The organism is Flavobacterium sp. YO64 (genome assembly GCF_004119505.1).
Classification (GTDB): Bacteria; Bacteroidota; Bacteroidia; order Flavobacteriales; family Flavobacteriaceae; genus Flavobacterium; species Flavobacterium oncorhynchi.
This window is the reverse complement of the sequence record NZ_NRQV01000013.1, coordinates 69,781-85,091: the sequence shown is the minus strand read 5'-3', so window position 1 is coordinate 85,091 and position 15,311 is coordinate 69,781. Positions and strand designations below refer to the sequence as shown.

Sequence of the window (15,311 nt, the reverse complement as noted above, 5' to 3'; positions counted from 1 at the left end):
GTGAAACCTGAAACTTGAAAAAAAGTGAATTTTATAAAAAGTCTATATCTGAATAATTTCTTTTTCTATGTGCTTTTGGGCATTATAGGATTATTTGTCTGCGCTTTTATTTTTCCAAATTTGTACAATGCTGTATGGTTTGTATTTTTGATTCTATTCACTTTCTTAGCCCTTGATATTCTGATATTATATCTCACAAAAACTGGAATCGAAGCAGAAAGAATTACGCCCGAAAAGCTTTCAAATGGAGATTTAAATCCTGTAAATATTCAAATAAAAAACTATTATACCTTTCCTATTTTAGTTAAGATAATTGATGAAATTCCATTTCAATTTCAAGTGCGCGATTTTAAAATCGTAAAAAAAATCAAAGCTTCAGATCAAAAAGAAATTGGCTATGATTTACGCCCAACAGAACGTGGTGAATATTATTTTGGCTATTTAAATATTTATGTATCATCTCCTTTACGATTAATTTCCCGCCGATTTTCATTTGCCAAAGATCAAATGGTTCCAACATATCCGTCGTATATTCAGTTGAGAAAATACGATTTATTGGCGTTTTCTAATAATTTATATCAATACGGAATCAAAAAAATACGCCGAATTGGTCACACAATGGAGTTTGAACAAATTAAAGAATATGTTCAAGGCGACGATCTTAGAACTATAAACTGGAAAGCCACTGCAAAGAAAAACACTTTGATGGTGAACCAATTTCAAGACGAAAAATCGCAATCGGTTTACATGGCAATTGATAAAGGGCGTGTGATGCAAATGCCTTTTAATGGATTAAGTTTATTAGATTATGCGATAAATTCGACTTTAGTTTTATCCAATGTAATTCTGAAAAAACAAGATAAAGCAGGTCTTTTCGCTTTCTCTAAAAAAGTAGAAAACAGAGTTTTTGCTGAAAGAAGAGGCTCTCAAATGCAAAAAATACTGGAAACTTTATACAACATTAAAACTGATTTTTTCGAAAGTGATTACAGCAGATTGTATGTCGATATTAAGAAAAATATCAACCAAAGAAGCTTAATAATCCTGTACACCAATTTTGATACTATGGACGGTTTAAATCGCCAATTACCATATTTAAAAGGAATTGCAAAAAGCCACTTATTGGTAGTTGTCTTTTTTCAGAATACAGAATTAAACGATATCATCAACAAAAAAACGGATACTATACAAGAAGTTTACGATAAAGTTATTGCCGAAAAATTCATGTTCGAGAAACGCCTTATTGCAAATGAATTAAAGAAATACGGAATCCATTCCGTTTTAACGCAGCCAGAGAATCTGACTTTAGATGCTATTAATAAATATTTGGAAATTAAGGCGCGAGGGATTTTATAACAACGTAAATTGCAGTTTAAAAAATGAATTGTATCAAACAATTATTTTCAAAACTATATTTTTAAAATCTTTGAACCTTTGTAACTTACAACCTTTGTAACTAAAAAAAACATGAAAAAACTATTTTTAACCGCATTTATTTTAATAAGCTTTTTAAGCAGCGCACAAAAAACAGAAAACATTATTGTAATTACCACAGATGGCTTTAGATGGCAGGAAGTTTTTAAAGGACTAGATCCTGCAATTGCCAATGATAAAAAATTCAATCAAGGTGACAGCACTTATATTTATAAAAACTACGCTGGTGCTGATTATGCATCATCTCGTAAAAAAATAATGCCTTTTTTCTGGTCAGAAATTGTTTCAAAAGGACAAATTTATGGCAATCGTGATCTTGGCAACAAAGTCGATGTCGCAAATCCATATTGGTTTAGTTATCCTGGGTACAGCGAAATCATGACAGGAAATGTTGATCTTAAGGTAAATTCAAACAGCTACAAAGCCAATCCGAATGTAAATATTTTAGAGTATTTAAATCAGCAGCCAAAAATAAAAGGCAAAACCGCAGCTTTTGGGGCTTGGGATGCTTTTGACCGAATTCTAAACGAAGAACGAAGCGGTTTCCCTGTTATTTCAGCTTTTGATAATGTGGGAGGAAGTAAACCAACGGCAACTCAAAAATTGTTGAATGATATGCGTAATAACTCGTACAAACCTTTTAATGAAGGTGAATGTCTTGATGTTTTTACACATTATCAAGCGATGAATGAGCTAAAAACCAACAAACCAAAAGTACTTTATGTTGCTTATGGAGAAACAGATGAATGGGCACATCATGGACAATACAAATCGTATCTTGACGCTGCCAATCAAGTAGATAAATGGATTAAAGAAATCTGGGATTTTGTACAAAATGACCCGCAATACAAAAATAAAACAACCATTTTCATTACAGTCGATCACGGACGCGGCGACAAAATAAAAACACAATGGACAGATCATGGTTCTGACATCGCCGGCGCATCACAAATTTGGTTTGCAGCAATGGGCCCTGAAATTGCTCCAAAAGGTGAAATCAAAACAGAATCTCAAATTTATCAAAAACAGTTTGCTCAAACTATTGCCAAAATTATGGGATACACTTTTAGCGCAGATCATCCTGTAGATATTGAGGTTAAAGAAGTTTTTAAGAAATAAAAATCTTGCTTTTGCCACGAATTTCACAAATTTACACGAATTAAATTTTACTTATCACTGGTAAAAATTTGTGAAAATTTGTGAAATTCGTGGCAATTTTTTTATTTCTATTTGTTCAGTAAACACCAGCAAGGTTTTCAAAACCAAGTAAAAAAATAACCTATCAACCTTTGCTGCTTTGAACCTTTGTAACTTTTAGAAAAAACTCTGTACCTTTGAACCTTTGCAACTTTGAGCCTTTAAAAAAATGAAACAAATTACTTCAGTCCAAAATCCGTTTATAAAATCGCTTGTTTTATTACAAGAAAAAGCAAAAGCCCGAAAACAAACCGGAACATTTTTGATTGAAGGACAACGCGAAATTTCACTTGCTATAAAAGGCGGCTTTGAAATTGAAACGGTTTTATTTTTACCTGAATTAGTTACAGAAAATCAAATTTATGAACTAGTTTCTAAATCGGTTCAATTGATCGAAATTAACAAAGAAGTTTACCAAAAACTGGCGTATCGAGATACAACCGAAGGTATTTTGGCAGTTGCCAAAACCAAATCTTTAAAACTGTCTGATTTAAAATTATCAAACAATCCTTTAATTTTAGTTGCCGAATCTCCTGAAAAACCAGGAAACATTGGTGCACTTTTACGTACTGCAGATGCAGCAAACTTAGATGCCGTATTAATTGCAAATCCAAAAAGCGATTTATACAATCCAAATATAGTACGTTCCAGCGTTGGCTGCTTATTTACCAATCAAATTGCCACAGGAAGCACAGAAGAAATCATTACTTTTTTGAAAGAAAAAAAGATCGATTTTTACTGCGCTACCTTACAAAATTCAACTTCTTATCATACCCAAAACTTCACAACTCCAACCGCTTTAGTTGTTGGCACAGAAGCCACTGGATTAACCCAAGATTGGCGTGATGCAGCAACACAAAATATCATTATCCCGATGCAGGGCGAAATAGACAGTATGAATGTTTCTGTAGCCGCCGCGATTTTAATTTTTGAAGCCAAACGTCAAAGAGGATTTAACTAAAAAAACTTTCCATCATGAATTACAAATTATCGCTTTTAGCATTATTATTTAGCTTTTCTGTTTCAGCACAAATAACCAATCAAGAAGTAGATGACTTGGTAAATCGAACTATAAAAACTTTTAATGTTCCAGGAATTGCAGTTGCGATTGTAAAAGACGGCAAAGTAGTTTTATCTAAAGGATATGGCGTAAAATCAGTTCTAACACAACAAAAAGTAGATGAAAATACATTGTTTGGAATTGCTTCAAACAGTAAAGCTTTTACATCTGCGGCGTTAGCAATGCTGGTTGACGAAGGTAAAATAAAATGGGACGATAAAGTAATTACTTATCTTCCAGATTTTAAAATGTATGATGATTTTGTAACTCGCGAATTTACAATCCGTGATTTACTAACGCACAGAAGCGGACTTGGTCTTGGCGCAGGTGATTTGATGATTTGGCCTGACGGAAGCGATTTTAAAGCTCAAGATATTATTCATAATTTACGTTATTTAAAACCTGTTTCGAGTTTTAGAACAAAGTACGATTACGACAATTTAATGTATATAATTGCGGGCGAAATTGTACATGTGGTAAGCAAACAAACTTGGGCTGATTTTGTTGAAGAACGAATCATGAAACCATTAGAAATGACCAATAGTGTGGCATCAATAAAACGTTTAAAAGATACCACAAACGTAATTACGCCACACGTTCCGATTGATGGAAAATTGAAAACAATAAAACGTTATGAAAATCAGCTTTTTGATGGCGCTGCGGGAATTTATTCTAGTGTAAACGACATGAGTAAATGGGCAATTCTGCAAATCAATAACGGAAAATACGGCGACAATAAACACTTATTTTCAGAGAAAGAGCATGACGAAATGTGGCAGTTACAAACTATAATTCCAACCAAAACAAGACCTCCTTACAATACTCATTTTAACGGATATGGTTTAGGCTGGTTTTTAAGCGATGTAAAAGGATACAAACAAGTTTCACACACAGGCGGATTAGAAGGTAATGTTACACAAACTACTTTGATTCCAGAATTAGGATTAGGAATTATCGTTTTAACCAATCAACAGTCTGGAGCGGCATTCAGTGCCATTACAAATACAATTAAAGACAGTTATTTAGGCATAAAATCTGATGATTATGTCACGGTTTACAGCAACCGAATGAAAGCCAGCGAAGAATCTGCTGATAAAGTTACTGACGAAGTTTGGGCTGTTGTGGCAAAAAATAAAAAAGACAAGCTAAAGGTTGATTTTTCGAAAATTATTGGCACTTACAAAGACAATTGGTTTGGCGAAATAACGATTACAGAGAAAAAAGGAAAGCTGTATTTTGCTTCAAAACGTTCGCCGCAGCTTGCTGGTGAAGTCTTTTTCTATAAAGATGGCAATTATGTTGTAAAATGGAATAATGCCTTTTTTCATGCAGATGCTCATTTGCTTTTCAAATACGATGAAAACGGAAATGTGGTTAACTTAAAAATGCTTCCAATTTCTGACCTGACTGATTTTAGTTATGATTTTCAAGATTTAGATTTTTCTAAAAAGTAATTTTTGTTTCAGGTTTCAAGTTTCAGGTTTCCGGTTTCAGGTCGAAAACTTGGTTTGAAAAGTGGATTCAAAAACTTGAAACTTGAAACCTGAAACCAACTAATTTCATTCTAAAAATCAGAGATCGATTCCCTTGCGTATATTCATTTTTTTTCCTATTTTTAGTACTTGAACCATGCCGTTATGATAGAAATAGATACAGAAAAAGAAAACAAAGCGATTGCGCAGGAGTACAAAGAATTACTACGAATTAGTTATCAGACTTTATCACCCACTGATAAAAAACTGATTAGAAAGGCTTTTGATGTAGCTGTAGATGCTCACAAAGAGCAAAGACGCAAATCTGGAGAAGCGTATATCTTTCATCCTATTGCAGTTGCAAAAATTGTTGCCTCAGAAATTGGTCTGGGAGCAACTTCTATTGCCGCAGCTTTATTACACGATGTTGTTGAAGATACTCCAATGACTGTAGAAGATATTGAGCGATTATTCAACCCAAAAGTCGCACAGTTAGTTGAAGGTTTAACAAAAATTTCATTAGTACAAAAAGATCTAAATGCCTCTATGCAGGCAGAGAATTTTAGAAAAATGATCTTGACGCTTAATGATGATGTACGTGTAATTTTGATTAAACTCGCCGATCGTTTACATAATATGCAAACGATGGATTCGATGGCGGAATACAAGCAGACCAAAATCGCCTCTGAAACACTTTATATTTATGCTCCTCTCGCTCATCGTTTAGGACTTTATAATATTAAAACTAAACTAGAAGATTTAGGTTTAAAATATACAGAACCTGCCGTTTACAATGATATTGTAAGCAAAATTAGAGAAACTAAGGAAGAGCAAGATGCTTACATCAAAGACATTTCGGATGTTTTGAAGAAATCTTTAGATGCTGAGAATGTTGATTACATTATAAAAGGCCGTCCAAAATCCATTTACTCGATTCGTCGAAAAATGCGCGCTCAAAATGTAAGTTTTGATGAAGTTTATGACAAGTTTGCATTGCGAATTGTTTACAAATCTGATCCGCATGACGAAAAATTTATTGCTTGGAAAATCTATTCGATTGTAACAGATCATTACAGACCAAGCCCTAGTCGTTTACGCGACTGGATTTCATCACCAAAATCAACAGGTTACGAAGCACTTCACATTACCGTTATGGGACCAAAAGGCCGTTGGGTCGAAGTTCAGGTAAGAAGTGAACGTATGGATGAAATTGCCGAAAAAGGATATGCAGCACATTACAAATATAAAAACGGTGCAACTGAAGAAAGCGGTTTAGATACTTGGCTGAATTTACTTCGTGAAGCACTCGAAAATCAGGAAACCAATGCGGTTGATTTTGTTGAAGATTTTAAAATGAATTTATATTCTAAAGAAATCTTCGTGTTTACTCCAAAAGGAGAAATCAAATCACTGCCCAAAGGTGCGACTTCGCTTGATTTTGCATTCAGTATTCACTCTGAAATTGGAATTAAAACAAGAGGTACTCGTGTAAATGGTCGTCTGGTTCCTTTAAATCATGAACTTAAAAGCGGCGATCAAGTTGAAGTTATAACTTCTGTAAATCAAAAACCAACTGTAAACTGGCTCGAATATGTAACAACTTCTAGAGCAAAAAATAAGATTAAAAACGTTCTAAACGAGAACACCAAAAAAATTGCTGAAGAAGGAAAAGAATTACTTACCAGAAAATTAAAGCATTTAAAAATTACGCTTAACGAGCAAACTACAAACGAATTAGTTAACTTTTTTAAATTAAAAACAAGCTTAGATTTATTCTATCGTGTTGGGATTGGCGCTATCGAAAATCAACAGTTAAAAGATTACGCGGCACAAAAAAGCAATACATTTATTAATTTCTTTAAAAATAAAATTAAAAGGAATAAAGATACAACCTCTTCAGAGGACATCCACAGACCCGTTATCAGCAGTAATTACGATATGTTGGTTTTTGGAACTGAACATGATAAACTGGATTACAAACTATCGCAATGCTGTAATCCTATTCCAGGTGATGACGTTTTTGGTTTTGTAACCATCAACGAAGGAATCAAAGTACATAAAAAAGACTGTCCGAACGCTATTGGAATGCAGTCTAATTATGCATACCGAATTATGAGCGCCAAATGGATCGATTCTTCTCAAGAAGAATTTAAGGCGATTATAAATATTACCGGAATGGATGTTTTAGGTCTTACCAATCAATTGACTCGTGTCATTTCAAACAATATGAGCGTTAATATTCAAAGTATTTCATTGAGTACTGATGCGGGAATTTTTCACGGACAGATTGCTGTTATTGTTCAAAACAATACTATTTTGAAAAAAATGATCAATGCAATTAAGAAAATTGACGGTGTTGACAAGGTTACGAGAGAGTACAGAACCTAACTTTTTAGGGAAACTATAAGAATTTTGTAACGAAACTTTAAACCCGAAACTTTTATTCATTAAAAATAAAAAATTATCTTTGCCGGATATGACACTCATTTCAACTGACAACACTAAGAATCAAGAAATTGTAAAAAATGTTTTTACAATGTATCTTGAACAAAAAGGGCATCGCAAAACTCCTGAGCGTTATGCTATACTTCAGGAAATCTACGATAGCGAGGAGCATTTTGATATTGAAAACTTATATATCAAAATGAAAAACAAAAACTATCGTGTGAGCAGAGCTACTTTGTACAACACGATCGAGTTATTGTTAGACTGCGCTTTGGTTAGAAAACATCAATTTGGGCAAAATCAAGCTTATTATGAAAAATCGTATTTCGACAAACAGCACGATCATATTATCATGACTGATTCTGGCGAAGTAATTGAATTTTGCGATCCAAGAATTCAAACCATCAAAAAAACAATCGAAGAAATATTTGATATCGAAATTACGAATCATTCACTTTATTTCTACGGAAACAAAAAGCAAAAGCAATAATCCCGAACAGGCATTATTTACAAAATAAAAATAAAAAAAATTAACTACATTAATCAGTAGGACAACTCAGCTTGTCCCAACGCAAATTAAAACAGAATGACGGTAGATTTATTACTAGGATTACAATGGGGAGATGAAGGTAAAGGGAAAATTGTTGACGTTCTTACCTCAAATTATGATATTATTGCACGTTTTCAAGGAGGACCAAACGCAGGACATACACTAGAATTTGACGGAATTAAACACGTACTTAGAACCATTCCTTCAGGGATTTTTCATAAAAACTCAGTAAATATCATCGGAAATGGAGTTGTAATTGATCCAGTAGTTTTTCAAAAAGAAATTGAAGGTTTAGAGAAATTTAAACTTGACATCAAAAGCAAATTAATCATTTCTAGAAAAGCACATTTAATTTTACCGACACACCGTTTACTTGATGCCGCTTCTGAAGCGTCAAAAGGAAAAGCTAAAATTGGTTCTACTCTTAAAGGAATTGGACCAACTTACATGGATAAAACAGGTAGAAACGGTTTACGTGTTGGAGATATTGAATTAGAAGACTTTAAAGATCGTTACAGAGCTTTAGCTGACAAACATGAAGCAATGATTGCTTTTTATGATGTTAACATTCAATATAACTTAGCAGAACTTGAAAAAGAATTTTTCGAAGCTATCGAAGAATTGAAAAAATTAGATTTTATTGATAGTGAAGAATACATGCACCAAGCTCAAAAAGCTGGTAAATCTATTCTATGTGAAGGCGCTCAAGGTTCATTATTAGATGTTGATTTTGGAACTTATCCATTTGTAACTTCATCTAACACTACTGCTGCTGGAGCTTGTACTGGTTTAGGAATTGCTCCTAACAAAATCAAAGAAGTTTATGGAATTTTTAAAGCTTATGTAACACGTGTTGGAAGCGGACCTTTCCCAACTGAACTTTTTGACGAAGTTGGTGCTACTATGGCAAAAATTGGTAACGAATTTGGATCTGTAACAGGAAGACAAAGACGTTGCGGATGGTTAGACCTTGTAGCTTTAAAATACGCCGTTCAAGTTAACGGAGTTACTCAGTTAATGATGATGAAAGGTGATGTACTTTCTGGTTTTGAAACTTTAAAAGTGTGTACAGAGTATAACTATAAAGGACAAAATATTGCTCATTTCCCTTACAATATTGAGCCAGAAAACGTTACTCCAGTTTACAAAGAATTTAAAGGCTGGAAAGCTGATTTAACAGGTTTAACAACTTACGATCAATTGCCAATTGAGCTAAAAGAATATATTGAGTTTATTGAGAAAGAAATCGAAGTGCCAATCAAAATTATATCGGTTGGACCAGACAGAAAGCAAACAATAACAAAATAATACCTTTAAAACGCTCTGATAATCAGGGCGTTTTTTTTTTATACAAATCTATTCGCCATATGAAAAACCCAAAAATTAAAATTACAGAAACATCTTTACTGTCAGACAATTGGTATATTTTAAATAAAGTAAATTTTACTTATCAAAAAGAAAACGAAAAAATTCAGACGCATGTACGCGAAGTTTATGACCGAGGAAATGGAGCTGGAATTTTATTATACAATACCACAAAAAAAACAGTTATTTTAACGCGTCAATTTCGTTTACCAACTTTTTTAAATTGCAACAAAACAGGAATGATGATTGAAGTTTGCGCAGGACTTCTAGACCAAGATAATCCTGAAGAATGCATCATTCGTGAAACTGAAGAAGAAACAGGTTATCGTATAAAAAAAGTTCAAAAAGTAGTAGAAACCTACATGTCTCCAGGTGCTGTAACCGAAATTTTATATTTGTTTACGGGTGAATATGATGAAAGCATGAAAGTCAGCGATGGCGGAGGATTGGATTCTGAACAGGAAAATATAGAAGTTCTGGAATATACCTTTGACGAAGCTTATGCAATGATCGAATCTGGAGAAATTGTTGATGCTAAAACTATTATTTTATTGCAGCATGCTAAAATAAAAGGTTTAATTTAAAGTTTTTTAGTATTTTAGATTTGAAAAACAATAAAAATGTCTAAATACAAAACAATCTTTATTTTACTTTTTTCATTTTTTCAACTATTCTCACAAAACAAAATAGATTCGTCTGAACTTAAAAAAACTGATTCTTTGCAAATTTTTCCAAAAAACAATTTAATGAGTGAATTAATTGGAAACTGGAGAATGATTGATGACACACCGTCATGGGTTATGAGAGAAGACGATGCTATTGTTGGACAAATGATAACAATTACTACAGAAGAAATCCAATTTTTCGACTTAACCAAACATGCTAAAAGTTGGAAAAAAGTCAATACTGAAAAAATAACATATTTTAACCAATTAGGCAATCAATCCTCATATTCAGAATTAGTTTATGCAAATAATCAAATTTGGCTATTTTACATTGATAAAAAATCAGGATATTTAAAACTAACACACACAGGAGATAAACTATCCGATTCTGATACAGGAAGAACTGAATTTCTTTGCTCAGTGCTTACAAAAAAATATTTTAAGCTACTTTGATTTTCTCAGATAAAAAAACAGGTAGATGAAAATCAAACAAACATTTCTAAAAATTATGTAACCCTTTTATTCCATTCTATTTTTAACTTTATTTTCATAAAAGTTCATCTTATGAAAAAGTTATATTATACAGCGAATTTATCGTTCTTCTTAATGTTAGTTTTATTAGGAGCGTGCAAGAAAAACGACAAAGCAAACCTAACCGAAAATACTAAGCCTAAAAAAACGATTGAATACAAGAAACCAAAATCATCTGTTTCCTTTCAAATTGAAAAAACAAAAGATTGGTTAAAAATTAATGAAGCCGACAGTAGCAAACTTGATATTCTTTATGCTTTAAACAGAACGGATAAAGCAAATTTAAAAAAACTCGACTCTGTTGTTATTCCAACAGATTTTAGCGGTGATTTGGTTTATTACATGCCATTTCCCTTGCATATTTCTGCATTGGAAGAAGTATCTAAAATTATTCTTTTCTCTTATCCTGCACAAACTTTTGCCGCTTATGAAAATGGAGAATTAGTTTATACTGGACCAACAAATATGGGAAGAAAAAAAGATCCTACACCAACAGGATTATTCTTCACGAATTGGAAAGCTGAAAAAACAACAAGTACTTTTAATGACGAATGGGATTTAAAATGGAATTTCAATATAGAGAACAAACTAGGTGTTGGTTTTCATGAATACGAACTTCCTGGTTATCCAGCATCACATTCTTGCTTAAGATTATTAGAAAAAGATGCTAAATATCTCTACAAATTTGCTGATGAATGGATTTTGAAAGACAAGGAAAATGTAAAAGTAAAAGGAACTCCAGTTATAGTTTTTGGAAACTATAATTTTGACGGTCCAAAACCTTGGCTGCAATTAACTTCTAATCCAAAAGCTCTAAATATTTCTGAATCTGAAATTGAAAATGAAGTAAAACCATTTATTCCACAGATTTTAGAGAATCAAAAATTGAGAGAAGCGGAACAAAACACTTCACTATAAAATTAAAAGGCGTAAGAATTAAATCTTACGCCTTTTTTTTATATAATTAAAACTAAAAATTATCTAGAATAATTTGGAGCTTCCTTTGTGATCGTTACGTTATGCGGATGACTTTCTGTAATTCCGCTTGAAGTAATTCTAACAAAACGTCCTGATTCTTGTAAAGTAGGAATATCTTTTGAACCACAGTAGCCCATTCCTGCACGAAGACCTCCAATAAATTGAAGCATACTTTCGTTTAATTCTCCTTTGTAAGGAACACGACCAACAATTCCTTCTGGAACTAATTTTTTAACATCGTCTTCAACATCTTGAAAATAACGATCTTTTGAACCAGTTTGCATTGCTTCAACAGATCCCATTCCGCGGTAAGATTTGAATTTTCTTCCTTCAAAAATAATAGTTTCACCTGGAGACTCTTTTGTTCCTGCTAATAATGAACCTAACATTACACAGTCAGCACCTGCAGCGATTGCTTTAGGAATATCTCCAGTATAACGAATTCCACCATCAGCAATAACTGGAACTCCAGTTCCTTTAATAGCTGCAGCAACTTCTAAAACTGCTGAAAACTGAGGAAAACCAACACCTGCAACGATACGTGTAGTACAGATTGAACCTGGTCCGATTCCTACTTTTACACCGTCAGCACCATTTTCTACTAAATATTTAGCAGCTTCCGGCGTTGCAATGTTTCCAACAATTACATCTATTTGAGGGAATTTTGATTTTACTTCTTTTAATGTGTTTACCACACCTTCTGTGTGTCCGTGTGCAGTATCTATAATGATTGCGTCTACACCTGCATTTACTAAAGCTTCAGCTCTTTGAACTGCATCTCCAGTAACTCCAATTGCAGCAGCAACTCTTAAACGGCCAAATGAATCTTTATTAGCGATTGGTTTTTGAGTCAGTTTTGTAATATCTCTGAAGGTAATTAAACCAACTAATTCATTCTTAGCGTTTACAACTGGCAATTTTTCAATTTTATGCCCTTGTAAGACAACTTCCGCCTGCTCTAACGAAGTTCCTTCGGCAACAGTCACTAAATTTTTGCTTGTCATTACCTCAGCGATTGGTCTTGCACCATTTTTCTCGAAACGTAAATCACGATTGGTAACAATTCCTTTCAGAATTCTATTTTCGTCAACGATTGGAATACCGCCAATTCCAAATTCTTTCATAGCATTTTTCGCGTCTGCAATAGTCGAAGTTGTTGGTAATGTTACCGGATCGATAATCATCCCAGCTTCTGCACGCTTTACTTTTCTAACCTCTGCAGCTTGCTGCTCGATAGTCATGTTTTTATGTAAAACACTAATTCCTCCTTCTTGCGCCATAGCGATTGCCATTGCACTTTCGGTAACAGTATCCATAGCAGCAGATACGATTGGAACGTTTAATGTTATGTTTCTTGAGAATTTCGATTTGATGCTCACTTCGCGGGGAAGCACATTCGAGTAGTTAGGTACTAATAATACATCGTCGTAAGTTAAACCTTCGCCGATAATCTTGGAGTTGTGTGCTATCATGTTGCAATTTCTAGTTGAATTGCGTGCAAATATAGTGAATAAATTGGAAACTTGAATACTAACTTATTCATAAATTTACTCTTACAAGGAAATACTTACAATTTAAAACTTCAAATACGAAGTTTCAAATTCCAATAAAAGCAAAACCTGAGATATTAATTCTTTGAATCTTGAAAAACAAAATTGAACCCAAATTGAAATGCAATACTATTTGCTTTTGAAACATCTTTGTATTCAAAAACATTATCTACAAGAACATACATATTTAATTTTCCAAGAGTTCCAGAAACACCTAAACCGATGTTCGTATAAGAATAGGGATCAACTGTATAAGTTGCTTTTACATCCAATTTCTCCGTAATACTGCGTTTATAAAAAGCGGTTAATGCAGCGTAAGGATCTTTTGGCATCGTCATGGCAAATAATTGTACTCCAACTGCATTAAGGTATTTTCGTTCGCTAGAACCTTTGCAATTACAATCTTCGTCTGATCGTGTTTCACCAAAAGAATACTGAATAGAAGAATTAAATTTAACAGGACGCCAAGTTGTATATTTATTATAAAGTTTCTCTTCTGGAATAGCCTTTTCAAAATCATCTATAATATCATTGGGTTCATCAGTCGCGCCAAAACTAGGATTTACTCCATCGTACTTATAACTTCCTTTGTAAGTTCTGGTTTCAACATCTTTTGATTGTCTTATAAAACCAACATCAAGCACACTTGCAGTAAGCTGAAGATTGTCTTCGATATTATAAGTAAGTCCGGCATCGAATCCTAAACCAAGACTTCCATTAAAAAAAGTATTGTGTGCAATATCCTTAGGAATACTTCCATCATACTCGTCTTTTGTAAACTTTGCTATTCCGGCGGTTCTAAGCTCTAAATTTGATTCAATTATTTGCGTATACATATTTGTTCCCGTGCCTTGTGCTGTATAAATGTATCCTGAATTTTTGGTTGAAGTTGCATTAGCACCGCTCGAATAAATTTTAGCACGTCCGCCCAAAACGAGTTTTTTATTTAATTTTTTATGAAAACCAACATGAAAAACAGAAAGCACTTCGGCACGAACATTTATATCGGCTAGATTGAAAGATTTCCCCATATAATTCTGATTTCCATCAACAGCTAAAATTGCAGCATCTTTTGGAAAATACATTAAAAAATCAAATTCCTGATAAGCTCCGAATGAAACATAAGATTTACTTTCCTGACCTCCCACTCTAAATCCGCCAGAGAATATTTCAAGCTGTTGATTAACCTGTGTTTTATCATTTGCCGATGATTTATTGATAACATTTCGAACTTTATCATTAAAATCTACACCATTATTAGCAAACAGATCATAAGCAGAAAAGCTGCTTGAACCAACATTTCCTGAAACTCCTGATAGAACTGGAATCCCAAAATAGAATTTATAAGACACATCAGCACCTGGATTAACGAGGGAAGACTGTGGAATTGATGTAAAGTTGTATAATATTTGTTTATTCTGAGCGAAAGATGAAAATTGAAAAATCAAGATCACAATTAAAAGTGTTTTTTTCATTGTATTTTCATATAAACAATTGCACCTGATTTTAGTTTTAAGTTACCTGAAATTGTTCCTGTACCTGATCCTGAAACTATACGCACAACAAAGGCTATTTTTACAGACTTTTTCAGTCTGACTAATCGCTCTCCTTCAAAAATCTCAGCGGGATATTTTATAATATTTGAACCTCCTGTATAGGTTGGAACATTTAAAGAAATAGTTTCTAACGGCGTATTATTAGTATCAATTAGTATCAAATCAACCTCAAAAGCTCTATTAATTGTATTTTCGATTTCAAAATTAAACTCAGTTTTTATCAAATTTTCATTGAAGAACTTGTTTTTAAAAACATCAAAATCTTCTAGAGCCGGTGGTATTGGAAATCCAGAACCATTGTCTACAATTTGATCTGCAGTAACACTAAAATAAGCCAGATTGGCAACAAAAGTTGGTTGAAGTACCAGATCATCGACCTGATCAAAATCTAAATCACTCGAACAGGAGAGAAATAAAATCGACGAAAACAAAACTATAGCTATTCTATTTATGAAATTTGATCTCATGCTTGTTTTATATAGTATAAATAAAAACGTCTTTCGTTAAT

At 33.2% G+C, this 15,311-nt stretch carries 13 protein-coding genes; 10 read left to right on the top strand and 3 right to left on the bottom strand.

Annotated features, from left to right (window positions below; translation table 11 throughout):
- Positions 1–24: 24 nt before the first annotated feature.
- From BOW57_RS11360 to BOW57_RS11315, 10 genes are all read left to right on the top strand, one after another.
- Positions 25–1,356 carry a DUF58 domain-containing protein gene (locus BOW57_RS11360; protein ID WP_129054345.1) on the top strand — a complete coding sequence of 444 codons (1,332 nt, stop codon included), beginning with the start codon at positions 25–27 and terminating at the stop codon, positions 1,354–1,356.
- 111 nt (positions 1,357–1,467) lie between these two features.
- Entirely contained in the window at positions 1,468–2,553 is a 1,086-nt protein-coding gene (locus tag BOW57_RS11355) for a phosphoglyceromutase (protein ID WP_129054343.1), read from the top strand.
- A gap of 247 nt (positions 2,554–2,800) precedes the next feature.
- Complete coding sequence (locus BOW57_RS11350; protein ID WP_129054341.1) at positions 2,801–3,592, top strand: RNA methyltransferase; 792 nt, start codon at positions 2,801–2,803, stop codon at positions 3,590–3,592.
- A gap of 14 nt (positions 3,593–3,606) precedes the next feature.
- Complete coding sequence (locus BOW57_RS11345; RefSeq protein WP_129054339.1) at positions 3,607–5,145, top strand: serine hydrolase; 1,539 nt, start codon at positions 3,607–3,609, stop codon at positions 5,143–5,145.
- Between the two features lie 183 nt (positions 5,146–5,328).
- A complete protein-coding gene (locus tag BOW57_RS11340) occupies positions 5,329–7,551 on the top strand; it encodes a bifunctional (p)ppGpp synthetase/guanosine-3',5'-bis(diphosphate) 3'-pyrophosphohydrolase (protein ID WP_129054337.1) in 2,223 nt (740 codons plus the stop codon).
- Between the two features lie 88 nt (positions 7,552–7,639).
- Positions 7,640–8,098, top strand: coding sequence for a Fur family transcriptional regulator (locus BOW57_RS11335; RefSeq protein WP_026981862.1), 459 nt, complete (start codon positions 7,640–7,642; stop codon positions 8,096–8,098).
- A gap of 96 nt (positions 8,099–8,194) precedes the next feature.
- Positions 8,195–9,466, top strand: coding sequence for an adenylosuccinate synthase (locus BOW57_RS11330; protein ID WP_129054335.1), 1,272 nt, complete (start codon positions 8,195–8,197; stop codon positions 9,464–9,466).
- Positions 9,467–9,525: 59 nt separating this feature from the next.
- On the top strand, positions 9,526–10,107 hold the full coding sequence (locus BOW57_RS11325) for an NUDIX domain-containing protein (RefSeq protein ID WP_129054333.1): 582 nt from the start codon (positions 9,526–9,528) through the stop codon (positions 10,105–10,107).
- Positions 10,108–10,143: 36 nt separating this feature from the next.
- Entirely contained in the window at positions 10,144–10,641 is a 498-nt protein-coding gene (locus BOW57_RS11320; RefSeq protein ID WP_129054331.1) for a hypothetical protein, read from the top strand.
- A 111-nt stretch (positions 10,642–10,752) separates the two neighbouring features.
- Entirely contained in the window at positions 10,753–11,637 is an 885-nt protein-coding gene (locus tag BOW57_RS11315) for a L,D-transpeptidase (RefSeq protein ID WP_129054329.1), read from the top strand.
- A 59-nt stretch (positions 11,638–11,696) separates the two neighbouring features.
- Here BOW57_RS11315 and guaB read toward each other — a convergent pair whose 3' ends face one another.
- From guaB to BOW57_RS11300, 3 genes are all read right to left on the bottom strand, one after another.
- Positions 11,697–13,169 carry an IMP dehydrogenase gene (guaB, locus tag BOW57_RS11310; RefSeq protein WP_129054326.1) on the bottom strand — a complete coding sequence of 491 codons (1,473 nt, stop codon included), beginning with the start codon at positions 13,167–13,169 and terminating at the stop codon, positions 11,697–11,699.
- 155 nt (positions 13,170–13,324) lie between these two features.
- Complete coding sequence (locus BOW57_RS11305; RefSeq protein WP_129054324.1) at positions 13,325–14,722, bottom strand: DUF5723 family protein; 1,398 nt, start codon at positions 14,720–14,722, stop codon at positions 13,325–13,327.
- A complete protein-coding gene (locus BOW57_RS11300; protein ID WP_129054322.1) occupies positions 14,719–15,270 on the bottom strand; it encodes a hypothetical protein in 552 nt (183 codons plus the stop codon). The genes BOW57_RS11305 and BOW57_RS11300 overlap by 4 nt, the downstream gene beginning before the upstream one ends.
- Positions 15,271–15,311 lie beyond the last annotated feature (41 nt).

Coding starts and splice junctions, on each gene's coding strand:
- BOW57_RS11355 (WP_129054343.1), top strand. CDS start 1,468: ATGAAAAAACTATTTTTAACCGCATTTATTTTAATAAGCTTTTTAAGC.
- BOW57_RS11350 (WP_129054341.1), top strand. CDS start 2,801: ATGAAACAAATTACTTCAGTCCAAAATCCGTTTATAAAATCGCTTGTT.
- BOW57_RS11345 (WP_129054339.1), top strand. CDS start 3,607: ATGAATTACAAATTATCGCTTTTAGCATTATTATTTAGCTTTTCTGTT.
- BOW57_RS11340 (WP_129054337.1), top strand. CDS start 5,329: ATGATAGAAATAGATACAGAAAAAGAAAACAAAGCGATTGCGCAGGAG.
- BOW57_RS11335 (WP_026981862.1), top strand. CDS start 7,640: ATGACACTCATTTCAACTGACAACACTAAGAATCAAGAAATTGTAAAA.
- BOW57_RS11330 (WP_129054335.1), top strand. CDS start 8,195: ATGACGGTAGATTTATTACTAGGATTACAATGGGGAGATGAAGGTAAA.
- BOW57_RS11325 (WP_129054333.1), top strand. CDS start 9,526: ATGAAAAACCCAAAAATTAAAATTACAGAAACATCTTTACTGTCAGAC.
- BOW57_RS11320 (WP_129054331.1), top strand. CDS start 10,144: ATGTCTAAATACAAAACAATCTTTATTTTACTTTTTTCATTTTTTCAA.
- BOW57_RS11315 (WP_129054329.1), top strand. CDS start 10,753: ATGAAAAAGTTATATTATACAGCGAATTTATCGTTCTTCTTAATGTTA.
- guaB (WP_129054326.1), bottom strand. CDS start 13,169: ATGATAGCACACAACTCCAAGATTATCGGCGAAGGTTTAACTTACGAC.
- BOW57_RS11305 (WP_129054324.1), bottom strand. CDS start 14,722: ATGAAAAAAACACTTTTAATTGTGATCTTGATTTTTCAATTTTCATCT.
- BOW57_RS11300 (WP_129054322.1), bottom strand. CDS start 15,270: ATGAGATCAAATTTCATAAATAGAATAGCTATAGTTTTGTTTTCGTCG.